This is a genomic window from Nitrospirota bacterium, assembly GCA_004296885.1.
Classification (GTDB): Bacteria; Nitrospirota; Nitrospiria; order Nitrospirales; family Nitrospiraceae; genus SYGV01.
Map to the genome: position 1 here is coordinate 214,597 of SCVN01000016.1, position 11,619 is coordinate 226,215.

At 62.2% G+C, this 11,619-nt stretch carries 13 protein-coding genes and 1 pseudogene; 7 read left to right on the plus strand and 7 right to left on the minus strand.

Annotated features, from left to right (window positions below):
- Positions 1-22 precede the first annotated feature (22 nt).
- Positions 23-913 (plus strand): hypothetical protein, encoded by an 891-nt coding sequence (locus EPO61_10045; protein ID TAJ08432.1) that lies wholly within the window; start codon positions 23-25, stop codon positions 911-913.
- Positions 914-1,604: 691 nt separating this feature from the next.
- Here EPO61_10045 and EPO61_10050 read toward each other — a convergent pair.
- From EPO61_10050 to EPO61_10060, 3 genes are all read right to left on the minus strand, one after another.
- The gene (locus EPO61_10050) at positions 1,605-2,051 is read right to left on the minus strand and encodes a putative toxin-antitoxin system toxin component, PIN family (GenBank protein TAJ08433.1); all 447 of its coding nucleotides are present in this window, start codon (positions 2,049-2,051) and stop codon (positions 1,605-1,607) included.
- Positions 2,018-2,266 carry an AbrB/MazE/SpoVT family DNA-binding domain-containing protein gene (locus EPO61_10055; protein TAJ08434.1) on the minus strand — a complete coding sequence of 83 codons (249 nt, stop codon included), beginning with the start codon at positions 2,264-2,266 and terminating at the stop codon, positions 2,018-2,020. The genes EPO61_10050 and EPO61_10055 overlap by 34 nt, the downstream gene beginning before the upstream one ends.
- A gap of 244 nt (positions 2,267-2,510) precedes the next feature.
- Positions 2,511-3,677, minus strand: a complete 1,167-nt coding sequence (locus tag EPO61_10060; GenBank protein TAJ08435.1) for a hypothetical protein — start codon at positions 3,675-3,677, stop codon at positions 2,511-2,513.
- 1,086 nt (positions 3,678-4,763) lie between these two features.
- Here EPO61_10060 and EPO61_10065 point away from each other — a divergent pair.
- Entirely contained in the window at positions 4,764-5,603 is an 840-nt protein-coding gene (locus tag EPO61_10065; protein ID TAJ08436.1) for an aldo/keto reductase, read from the plus strand.
- A gap of 15 nt (positions 5,604-5,618) precedes the next feature.
- Here EPO61_10065 and EPO61_10070 read toward each other — a convergent pair whose 3' ends face one another.
- Positions 5,619-5,924, minus strand: a complete 306-nt coding sequence (locus EPO61_10070; protein TAJ08437.1) for a hypothetical protein — start codon at positions 5,922-5,924, stop codon at positions 5,619-5,621.
- Between the two features lie 149 nt (positions 5,925-6,073).
- Between EPO61_10070 and EPO61_10075 the strand changes: the two genes are divergently transcribed.
- The 5 genes and pseudogenes from EPO61_10075 (at position 6,074) to EPO61_10095 (ending at position 9,436) form a co-directional block, all read left to right on the plus strand.
- Positions 6,074-6,295, plus strand: a complete 222-nt coding sequence (locus EPO61_10075; protein ID TAJ08438.1) for a DUF433 domain-containing protein — start codon at positions 6,074-6,076, stop codon at positions 6,293-6,295.
- Entirely contained in the window at positions 6,292-6,612 is a 321-nt protein-coding gene (locus tag EPO61_10080) for a hypothetical protein (protein TAJ08439.1), read from the plus strand. The genes EPO61_10075 and EPO61_10080 overlap by 4 nt, the downstream gene beginning before the upstream one ends.
- 10 nt (positions 6,613-6,622) lie before the next feature.
- Positions 6,623-7,897, plus strand: coding sequence for a TIGR03862 family flavoprotein (locus EPO61_10085; protein ID TAJ08440.1), 1,275 nt, complete (start codon positions 6,623-6,625; stop codon positions 7,895-7,897).
- 44 nt (positions 7,898-7,941) lie between these two features.
- Entirely contained in the window at positions 7,942-9,024 is a 1,083-nt protein-coding gene (locus tag EPO61_10090; protein TAJ08441.1) for an AI-2E family transporter, read from the plus strand.
- 10 nt (positions 9,025-9,034) lie between these two features.
- Positions 9,035-9,436, plus strand: a pseudogene (locus tag EPO61_10095) (hypothetical protein).
- Positions 9,437-9,525: 89 nt separating this feature from the next.
- Here EPO61_10095 and EPO61_10100 read toward each other — a convergent pair.
- Genes EPO61_10100 through EPO61_10110 form a run of 3 tightly spaced genes read right to left on the minus strand, consistent with a single transcriptional unit; the run spans position 9,526 to position 11,558 of the window.
- Entirely contained in the window at positions 9,526-9,915 is a 390-nt protein-coding gene (locus EPO61_10100; GenBank protein TAJ08442.1) for a hypothetical protein, read from the minus strand.
- 38 nt (positions 9,916-9,953) lie between these two features.
- On the minus strand, positions 9,954-10,823 hold the full coding sequence (locus EPO61_10105) for a carbon-nitrogen hydrolase family protein (protein TAJ08443.1): 870 nt from the start codon (positions 10,821-10,823) through the stop codon (positions 9,954-9,956).
- Between the two features lie 36 nt (positions 10,824-10,859).
- Positions 10,860-11,558, minus strand: a complete 699-nt coding sequence (locus EPO61_10110; protein ID TAJ08444.1) for an FKBP-type peptidyl-prolyl cis-trans isomerase — start codon at positions 11,556-11,558, stop codon at positions 10,860-10,862.
- Between the last annotated feature and the right edge of the window lie 61 nt (positions 11,559-11,619).

The window sequence follows — 11,619 nt, forward strand, 5'->3', positions numbered from 1 at the left end:
GTTAATAGCAGGGGATAGCCTTGTGACGATCAACGTTGCAGATATACGCGCCAACCTAAACGAAAACATTCTTCACGCAGCAACTATAATTGGAAAGTCTAAAGACCGCCGGAAGGTATTTGAGGCCATCTATCGAGGCAAGAAAGAGGTTAAGACCGTTGATGATATTTGCATGGTGACGGGCCTCAAGAGGATGAGAGTTCTTCAGGAAGGAGGTACGCTTCACGCCAATCAAATTGTTGAAAAGATAAAGCAAGACGATAGGACTGCATATAGGAAGGTGCAAATATATACGGCTCACAAGAACAAAATATTGGCAATCCTTGACAACCCAAGCAAGGCATCTCGGTATCCGACCAAGCAATCTCCACGCACGTCATCCACTACATACAAAATAGAGGTTCCCGGGAGGAAGCCTAAGGTTACCCCAATTACAGTTGATGACGTTGACTCATTTAGTGGCGTCCGAAAAGTTAAAGGCAATGACGAAGCCCTGCGACTTGGAAACATGGCAGAAAGTAAGATAAAAGCCGCATTGAAAAGCATTCTTGGCGAGACACATGATTTCAACGATTGGGGTGGTGAAAAAAACGATCTATACACCAATAAACTTAAATACAAAGGAAAGCGTAGAACGGCAGCGTTCGCTTTAAAGGGCCGAGGAACGCAAGGCACCCTCACACCGAGCAAGATGGGGAAAAATGGTGACCAAATAGGACGTTTAGTTGGAAGCGCTGCGCAAGTCTTCTTTGTCGTGTATCACGGGAAAATTGATGAGAGTATTACATCACAACTGGAAGCATATGCTCTAGGTAAAGCTATAGGAGGCACGCCCATTTATTTCGGCACCATTGATGGCGATGATCTAAATAGGCTCCACCAGGCGTATAGAGTTCATTTTAATGGGAGATAGTAAGGTATCAGGAACCGTTTTGAAGCCACGCACGCGTTGAGCCTGCCAAGAAGCTGACCGCTACATTTTCCTCTCACTAGGCATCAATCATCTTCGATGTGCCGTTGAATAGTGATGCCGGTGTCAAATGATACATGGACAATCCGCGTCCATGGTTCTAGTATGAATCAAATCACTCACCAAGGAGACGCGATGAAAACCTACAAATACCAAGTGCCCAAAAAGCCCAAGCTCAAGCAAAGCGCCAGGCAAGAGAAGCGCGCACAACGCAAACCCACCACACCGCTCGTCAAGGTGGACGCGACCAAGGGTTGAGTGGCGGGAGTCTCTTCTGAGCTTCACGCGTCGATCATCTTCGATGCGGCACAACTAGCGGCCCATCACACGTGGCGAAGCGTTAAAGGCGACAGGCCTATGAGCGGCCTGTCGCCTTTCTAGTTTTTATAAGCTTGGATCAATAGTACCCACAGGAGGCATGTGGGCGGCGAGCGACGTTCGCCGGAGCGGCGGTGCCCTCACCCGGCATCCGGCGAAGGAAAGCTGGAACTGACCAAAGCACCGTGCTCGTCAGAGCACGGCTGCGGGAATTCCAGAAGGCTCCACGCCGGACTGCCGTGGAAGAGGTGCCGCGAGAGGCGCGGAAGCGAGAGGCCTCGTGCCTCCGTCCTTCTCTTCGTCAGCCGCCGGCTTTCTACGGTTTGCGCTTGAGATGCTGGAGGAATGCGTTGACGGAGACGATCTCGACCGATTTGATGCGGCGCAGGCTCAGGAGATCGTCGTCCCCGCTGACGAGCCAGCGCACCCCGGCGGTCGTTGCGCAGGCGATGAACTTGGCATCGTCCTGGTCCCGCAGCTTGGGAACGGCGGCGGGGAGCGCGGTGACGGTTTCGATGAAGGGCAGGAGCTCTTCTTCGACCAAGCCTCGGATCTCGGCTGGTGTCAGCTCGAACTTCGGGTAGGCCAGCACGCGAAGGTATTCGTCGAAGATCGGACCGGAGACGACCGGCCGGAGTCGGCCGGATTGCCAGGCTGAGACGAGTTGCGACGGGGGGCCGGAGAAGAGCAGCGCGGAGATGACGACGTTCGTGTCGAGGACGGCTCGGATCACCGGCGGCGTCCTCGGCGTCCTCTCGCCCAGACGATGGCGCGCTCCACGTCTTTCGTCTCGATGCCGAGCGCTTTCATTTTCTTCCGCACGGTGGCCAGCCGAGAGCCGGGCTCCGTCACGGTGACCGGCCTGAGAATGAGCACCCCGCCCTCGGTCGTCACATCGAAGTAGTCGGTCTCGGGAATCTCCAGCAGCGCCTTTTTGGGCAACGTGACTTGATTCTTCGACGTCTTTTTCGCCAGCATGGTCACCTCACAATGAAGTAAGGATACCTTACTTCCAGGAATCTTGGCAAGGCGGAGAGAGTAGGCGTGCGCGATGGTCGTCGGTCGCGAGGCGCGGGAGGGGCGCTTGCAGTGAACCGTGTTCAGTGGTCGGTTCCGGAAACTGGGCACGGTCAACCGACCGCCGATCACTTGTTGCGCGTCACGATCTCCGCTCTTCCATCTGGGCCATACGCCATTAGCTATCAGCCATACGCTCTTACCTTTATAGGTCGTCTTCTTTCAGGCAGCGCCCCAGTTTCTGTTGTTCGGCGAAGTAGTAGGCATAGTGCATGGCCGCGAGGTTCGCCACCCGTTCCTCCGCCTCCTCACGACTGTCCGTATAGATGATCTGGATGCCGTAGCGCGCCGTGATGGCGTCCAGGAAATCCATCAAGCCGTTTTTCTGATATTGGCCCAGCAGCCCCCCGGATTTGTTGTGCTGGAGCGTCCCTTCGATCACCAGAAACCGGTGCGGGTAGGAGCGGAGCGGGTTGAGTTCCGCCAGAAACCGCCCGCGATTGCCGGAGGGGTTCGAGAAGGCCGTCATGACTTCTTCGACCCGCTTGCGCAAGACGCAAAAGATGTCCGGGGCTTCCTCGATGATATAGTCGCCCGCCGGGATGGTTTGCCTGGTGGTGCCGGCGATCCGGCTGAACCCTTCGAACGTGTAGGGGAGGTTCTCCTTGGGGTCCACGAGCAGGTTGCAGGCCGGCACCATGACGACGGGGTGCCCTTCCCGGGAGAGGGTCACGGCCGCCTGGGGCCCGCGGGGGCCGCTGCGGGATCGTTGGGCCGGCTGGGGACGGGGCGGCGGGGTCGTGTGTGCGGATGTGTGTTGGGCCGGGCGCGGGGGCGGCGCGGCGGAAGGGGCCGGCGGCGCGGTGGCATCGTAGCGGGCGCGCGACGCCGGGTCGCTGAGGGTTTGATAGGCCTGGTTGATCAGTTGGGTGCGGGTTTCCGCCTTCTTGTGCAGGGCCGGCGAATGGCTGAAGCGGTCCGGATGCCAGACCTGGATCTGTTCATGCCAGGCTTTTTTGATGTCCGCGTCCGTGGCGGTCCGCGCGATCTCGAGCACCGAGTAATAGTTGATCTGCCGTTCTTCCTTCATCGGTCTCTCCCGTTCCAGTCCGGTGAGTGTAGCCGAGGAGAGGGGGCGAGCGCCAGACCGGACCGGCCGGTGCCGGACAGTCAAGTGCGTCGCTCGGTCATGCCGGTTTAGCCGATGTGAACCGGTTCGATGGTGAGGTCGAGCGACTCTGCCAGGGCCTTTGCTTCTTCCGGCGCCGCCTCGATTGCAAACCGCTCCCTTCGGATCTCGTGGCCGCTTCCGTTGCGATAGACCAGTTCGTCCGTCTCGAGATCGTATTCCGGAATCTCGGGGTTCTTCCATCGCTGCACGAAATAGTGGGCATAGAGGGTGTAGAGACCGTGGTCCTTGCGGTTGTGCCGCAGGACGTACTCCGGCATGGTTTGCACGTCCAGATCGGCATGGTAATGCTGGAGCCAGAGGTAATCCCCGAGAATCACCATTTTGATCAACGGGGGGTCCGAATAGAGCTTGAGTTTGACGGCCTTCCCCATGGCGTTCAGCCGCTTGAGCAGCGCGATGCTCTGCCGGACTTCTTCCCGAAAGGCGGGCAGCGTGTACCCGGGATGGGCGATGGCCTGCATGCGCCGGCTGGCTTCCCGGCTGTAGGGGTTCACCAGCATGATCTTTGCGCCGAGGCACTTGTCGAGGACCGACGACAGGTCGCCCACCTGGTCCACGAAGGTGCTGTAGCCGCTGGACCCCATCACCATGATGGTGCGGCCCGTGCCCTGTTCTTCCTTGAGCGTCTTGATGTGCTTGTGGGCCGCGCGCGTGCGCGTGGGGAAAAAGGAAACGAGGCCGGCTCCGGCCGCCGCCGAGGCGAGGGCCCGGTCCCGGATGCTGCGATGGATGTAGTTGAGGCCGACGATCAGCACGACCGCCGCCGTCATTTCCACGGCGATGAGCGAGAACTTGTCATGCTCCACGCGAGACCAGAACGACAGGAACTGTTTGGCCCCCGCCGGGAGTAAGAGCGCAATGCCTGCGCTCAGGGCGACGATGGCGATGTGATAGAGACTCCCCGCGGCGTCGCGGAGGAGGGTTCGGACCGATGACCAGGATTCTTGAAACAACGATGCACCTCTTGAGAGTTGTACGGAACGATTCCTACGGCTGTGTTGGGTTGCAATGCGAGTGAAAAACGGTGGCGCTTTCGGCGCCGACTCGGCGGTGCGTGCTACGACAGCTGGGAATAAAAAATCGCGTCAGACTTCCTGGTTTCCGGGAGACTGCCGCCCCCGAGCACAAGAGGTCTTACGCGATCGAGATGCACTGTACCACGAATGGGCCCGTGACGCAATGAGGCGGAACCGGCATGGGTTTCTCGCCGGTGACTGGACAGGGGGCAGGGACACCGGGTAAGTCATAGGCCCGGGAGGAGCCATCATGTCCGTGACTGCCTATAACCAGGTGACGATGCCGTCGTTCATGTATGGGACGGCGTGGAAAAAAGAGGCGACGGCGCAGCTTGTCCAGCAGGCCGTGGCGGCCGGCTTCCGGGCCATCGACACGGCCAATCAGCTGATCCATTACCAGGAAGCGCTGGTGGGGGAGGCTCTGCTGGCGCTCGCGCAGCAGGGGATCGCGCGGGAGACTCTGTTTCTCCAAACCAAGTTTACGCCGGTCAACGGCCAGGACCACCGCACCCCCTATGATGCCAAGGCCGACCTCACCACGCAGGTTCGCCAGTCCTTCGCCAGCTCGTTGGCCCATCTGCACACGGACTATGTGGACTCCTATGTCCTCCACGGGCCCTATTCCCGCTATGGCTTGGGGGAGGCGGATCGAGAGGTGTGGGAAGCCATGGAAGGGCTCTATCAATCGGGCAAAGCCAAAATGATCGGCATCAGCAACGTCACGGCCGACCAGCTGACGCAGCTCTGCGCGCAGGCGACGGTGAAGCCCATGGTGGTGCAAAACCGCTGCTATGCCGCGTTTGGGTGGGACCAGGAGGTGCGGGAGATTTGCCTGGCCCAGGGCATCATCTATCAAGGCTTTTCCCTGTTGACCGCCAATCGGGAAGTCCTGGTCGAGCCGGACGTGCGGGCCATTGCCCGGCGGTTGGGAACCGGAGTCGCGCAAGTTATCTTCCGGTTTGCCATGCAGATCGGGATGCTTCCCTTGACCGGCACCACGAACCTCCAGCACATGGCCGAAGACCTCCGGGTCGAACAGCTCACCCTCACGCCGGAAGACGTCCGGTTGATCGAAACGATCGGGATGTAGCGTGAACCCTTCGCTTTAGGTGGGCATTTCCCAGGCGGACGAGGAGGGGTGTTCGCTGATCAGCCGCTCATGCTCGGCGAGGTCGTAGGGCTCGATCGTCAGCTCGGCCCGGTCCATCGGCTCCGCACAGGCGGGCGAGCAGAGAAAGTCGACGAGCGCCTGCGCCTTCCCTTCCGTCGCAAACCGGCACAAGCCATACTCGGGCATCCCGGACGCAGGGTGCCAGAACGCCAGCTCGATCGCGCTCCCCTGGTAAATCCCTAGGGTGCGGTGCCTGATCTGAAACCCGCCCGGCAGATGGGACGAGCGTTCAAGCGACATGGGAAACCTTGAGTGCCGTCATGGTGCTCGTATGATAGCGGAGCTGCCTCACCGGACACAAACCATGAAGATTGCAGTGGGTCGCCGTGGCTGCGCGTTGCTTTCTCACGCCTACTGGCATAGAATTCCGCAGGCCTACAGGATGCGTTATGGCTGCGCAGAAACAACCTCTCATCACCTCCACCCCTGACGTTCTGGGCGGCACGCCGGTCTTTCGTGGAACACGGGTGCCCGTGCAGACCCTCATCGAATATTTGGAGGGAGGCCAGACGATCGACGACTTCCTCGAAGGGTTTCCGACTGTCACCCGTGAGCAAGTGATTGCCTTCCTTGAAGAAGCCAAGGCCCGCATGGTGGCCGTCGCTTCGTGAGAGTGCTCCTCGACGAATGCATCGACCGTCGCCTGGCCAAGGATATTGAGGGCCATGACGTGGTCACCGTGCCGCAAGCCGGCTGGGCCGGTATCAAGAATGGGGACCTGCTCAGACTCGCGCAAGAACGGTTTGATGTCTTCATCACCGCCGATCGCAACCTTTCGTTCCAACAACACCTGCCGCACTTCACGATCGCTGTCATCGTACTTGAGGCACCGACCAATCGATTGAAAGACCTGCGCCCCTTGCTGCCTCAACTTCAACAGATGCTGTCACTGGCTCCCAAGGGAGAAGTGCGCCGGGTGCGCCAGTAGAGGCGTTTTCTTGAAGATTGCCATTATCGGCGGAGGACCGGCAGGGCTCATGGCCGCGGAAACGGCCGGTGCCGCCGGGGCGCACGTTGATCTCTACGATGCCATGGCCTCGGTCGGTCGCAAGTTCCTGCTGGCCGGCAAGGGCGGGCTGAACCTTACCCATTCCGAACCGATTGAGCCGTTTCTGGCTCGCTATGGCGCGCGTCGCGCGCAGATCGCTCCGCTGCTGGCTTCGTTCGGTCCGGAGGAACTGCGCGCCTGGGCTGAGGGGCTTGGCGTCGAGACTTTCGTGGGCACCTCCGGACGTGTGTTCCCCACCGACCTCAAGGCCGCGCCTCTGTTGCGCGCCTGGCTGCGCCGGTTGCGCCAGGCCGGCGTGCGGTTCCACGTGCGTCACCGCTGGTGCGGCTGGGATGAAGACGGCGCCCTGCGCTTTGCCACGCCACAGGGCCCTCATAGGGTCAAGGCCGATGCGGTGATCCTGGCGCTGGGCGGCGGCAGTTGGCCCAAGCTCGGTTCCGACGGTGCCTGGGCGCCGTTGCTCGCCGGGCGCGGGGTCTCCATTGCGCCGCTGCAACCGGCAAACTGCGGCTTCGACGTGGGGCAAGCCGGCCAAGTTGGAACAATCGGCCAAGTCGGAACAATCGGATGGACCGACCACTTTCGCGCGAAGTTCGCCGGGCATCCGGTGAAGTCGGTGGCCGTCGTCGTGACGGACACGGAGGGAATCGAGCGACGGCAGCAGGGCGAGTTCGTGATCACGGAGACAGGCATCGAGGGCGGCGTCGTCTATGCCCTCTCCGCAAGCTTGCGCGACGCAATTCAGGCCAAGGGCTGGGCGGCGATCCGCCTCGATCTGACGCCCGACCGGGACTTGCCGCGCCTCATCGCAGACCTGTCGCAGCCGCGCGGCAAACGTTCGATGGCCAAACAGCTCCAGAGCCGGGCTGGAATGACCGGCGTGAAGGCTGGGCTTCTCCGTGAAGTGGCGCCGAAACAGGATTTTGCGGACCCGGCTCGTCTGGCTGCTTCCATCAAAGCGCTGCCGCTGCGGCTCGTCGCACCTCGTCCGCTGGAGGAAGCCATCAGCACGGCCGGCGGCGTGGCCTTCGAGGCGCTGGATGAACGGCTGATGATCCGTGATCTGCCAGGGGTCTTCTGCGCGGGGGAGATGCTGGATTGGGAGGCGCCGACCGGCGGCTATCTCCTCACCGCCTGTTTTGCCAGCGGGAGGGTGGCCGGCGCCGGGGCATCGGCCTGGCTCAGCTCTTCCCGCAAGACGTGACAAGGCTCTGGATTTTTTCCGTGAATCATGTCCATGATGGCCCCATGAACCAGCGGAACTTCTTCACCATCGGATTCTTCGCTGTCCTGCTCGTCCTGCTCTGGCAGATTGCGCTGATGTTCCGGCCGTTCCTGCTGCCGACCGTCTGGGCGATCATCCTGGCGCATCTGATGTTTCCGCTGCACGGCCGGCTGACGACCCTCTGCAAGGGGCGCGTCGCTGTGTCGGCCTCCCTGCTGACCGTCGGCATCATGCTCCTGGTGGTGGTGCCGCTCGTCGCGATGGGGATTCTGCTGGTCCATGAAGTCCAGGCGGCGCAGACGACGATCACCGCCTGGATCCAATCGGGCGGCGTCCAGCGGTTGCCGGAACAGCTGGCCACGCTGCCGTTGATGGGGGAGCGGGCGCAGGAATGGGTCGGGTGGTTCGTCGTGGCGCAGGGCAACCTGGACGAGCTCCTCCTGGGCAGCGCCAAAGCTCTCAAGCAGTTTCTCGTGGATGAGTTCACCGGCGTCGTTACGAACGTCTTCCTGCTCGGCGTCAATTTCCTCGTCATGATCCTGGTGCTGTTCTTCCTGTTCAAGGACGGGGCGAAACTGTTCGAGGCCTTCTACCGGATGGTGCCGCTCGACCGGTCGCACAAGACGCGGATTTTTTCCCGGCTGGATAGGACCCTGAGAGCGGTCGTCAAGGGCATCCTGGTCGCGGCGGTCGCCCAGGGCTTCGCCGCGGGGCTGGCCTATGCGGTGCTCGGGGTCCCGTTCCCGATGTTCCTGACCGCGCTAACGATGGTGCTCGCGCCTCTGCCGGTCGGCGGCACGGCGCTGATCTGGGTGCCGGTCGTTTTCTATCTCTGGTGGGTGGGACCCCTGTGGAAGGCCCTGGTCATGCTGGCCTGGGGCGTGGGCATCGTGACCACGGTGGACACGGTGCTGAAACCCTGGCTGATCGGGCAGGGCGCCCAGATTCCGGTCCTCTTCATGTTCTTCAGCATCGTGGGCGGGCTGACCGTCTACGGCATCGTCGGGTTGTTCCTCGGGCCGATCATCGTGGGGCTCTTGCACACGGCCATCCACATCTACCGCGAAGAGTATGGCGAAGGGGCGTCCCCATCCGCAGGAACCTAGCTCCGCTCCTATGAAGCCGGTCGTGCAAGCAGAGCGAACGGGCTGTGGAATCGCCGCGGTGGCGACCCTCGCAGGGGTGAGCTACCGGCAGGCCAGGCAAGCGGCGCATCGACTTGGTATCTCCGCCGACGATCCGCGCCTCTGGTCCGAAACCGATCACGTCCGCCGGCTTCTGAAGCAGTATGGTCTCAACGCCGCCGGCAAGGAAACGCCCTTCCTGTCCTGGGACACTCTGCCGGACCTGGCCCTGCTCGCCGTCAAGTGGCATCGGGCCGGCGGGCGGGCCTTCTGGCATTGGGTGGTCTTCCGGCGGGGGCCTCAAGGTCCGGTGGTGCTCGATCCCAAGCGCGCGCTCCGCACGCACGTCCGCACCGACTTCGGCCGCATCAAGCCCAAGTGGTTCATTGCCGTCACCGCCCTGATGCGCTCGCGCGCCGGCGGGACGCCTGCGCCGATTGCACCGGCGGCCGACCGAGGCCGGCGGACTTTTTCAACATGCTGCTAGGCCTTTGCCGCGCCCTGCCACAGCATGTCGTACCCCAGTTCCTTGGTTTCGGAACACATGGAGGCCAGGGCGGCGAACTTGCGGTTGAAGATTTCGTCGGCATGGGACGTTTCATGCGCCTCGAACGACTGCCAGTAGGTCACGATCGCATAATGGTCGTCGGCGGTCTTGGCGGTGCTCAGGGAGCCTTGGTCGGAGACGAAGCCGGAGAACTTGAACACCTGCCCGGCGAGAAAGCCCCCGTTGTTCCCCCCGTAGGTTTCCTTGACGACCATGCACATTTCCCCGACGGCCATCTCCACCTGCTCGAAGGTGACGCCGGGTTTGAGCTTGACCGTGTTGAACAGCATTTTGGCTCCGAAGGGGATGGTGATTGGACCGAACATGGCTGCCTCCTCGCGAACAACAGTCGCTGTGACGATCGCTACAAGTATACCGTCTGATACTCCCGCCGGGCCAGCGTCTTGGCCTGCAGGTCCCAGTCGATCACGAACATCGCCGAGCGGTCCGACGACAACGACAGCAGCCGTTGCCCGTCCTTGACCACGACCGTTTCGGCCTTGGTGAAGTCGAGCGTCCGGTCCGGCCCGGTCCGATTGCAGACGAGGAGCGGGAGCCCGGTGTCGCTGGTGCAGCGTTCCCATTCGCCGCTCGGGCCATGGTGGCCAGGCGCCCAGGCGGCGGCCGACACTAAGAGCTCGGCCCCTTGCGCCTGAAGGCTCTTGCAAATCTCCGGCCCATACGCGTCGGCACAGATCAGCATGCCGATACGGTTGAACGGCCGGACCGGGACGGCGGCGGCCTGCCTGCCCGGGGTGGACCAGGCTTCCGATCCCACGCGCAGGGTGCGAATTTTTCGATGTCGGCCGACGATCGTCCCGTCCGCGTCGATGACGAACAGGCTGTTGTGCAGGTTGCCGGATTCACGGTCCCGTTCCGGGTGGGACAGAAACAACGTCACGCGCAGGCGGGCGGCCAGCCGGCACATGTCGGCCATCCAGGGGTCCGGCTGCGGCAGAATCCAGTCCGTGCCGAGCCGGTCGGCGAAGGTGTAGCCGGTGAGACAGAGTTCGGGCGTGATGATCCAGGTCGCGCCTTGTTCCGCCGCGCGGGCAACCGCCGTTTCGAGGAGCCGGCGATTGTGCGCCAGGTCGCCGGGCAGCGGGGCGAGGTGCAGGAAGGCTATACGCAAGGTCCGCCCCGGAGCCGGCTCTGCCGGTGCGCGTGACGCCAGCACGGCGGAGGCGGCGAGGCCCAGGCCGGCGTGGAGCGCCTGTCGCCGCGTAAGCGCCATAGCCTCGTCATCTCTCACGGACCATCGTCCGGCCCGTCATGGCTTGACGATATCGAGCAGCTCGATCTCGAAGACGAGCGTCGCGCCCGGCTTGATCTGCGGCGGCGCGCCGCGGTCCCCGTAGGCCAAGTCGGACGGACAGACGAGCCGGCTCTTGCCGCCCACCTTCATCTTCGGCACCGCCTGCGTCCAGCAGGGGATCACGTTGGCCAGCGGGAACGTCACCGGCTCCTGCCGCTGCACGGAGCTGTCGAACACGGTGCCGTCAATGAGCGTGCCGTGGTAGTGGACCTTGACCGCATCCGACGCTTTGGGCGAGGCGCCGGTGCCCGCCTTGATCGTCTTGAGCACGTAACCGGTGTCGCCCTTCGTCGCGCCCGGCTCCGCCGCCGCTTTGGCGAGAAACGCGGCGCCGGCCTTCTTCTCGCCTTCCGCCCCCTTCGCCATCCGCGCTTGCTCTGCCGCCATCCGCGCTTGTCGGATTTGTTGGATCTTGGGGCCGTAGGTCTGGAGATCCACCTTGGGTTGCCGCTTGAGCACGCCGTCCGTCAGCCCGGCCCTGACGAACTCGAACTCGGCTTCGGTCAGCGCGAACCCGCTCACGTTCTGGCTGATGGCCAGGCCCAAGGCGTAGAGGGTTTTCTGCTCGTCGGTGGCGGGGTCGGCGGCGCCGGCCGAGGCCACCGACGTCCCGAGGCAGAGCAGGGTCAAGAGCCACATCGTCATCGTGCGCATGGTCATCCTTTCGTAGCGTGAACATAAACGTGCGAAGGTATCGGGGAAAATTTATCACAAT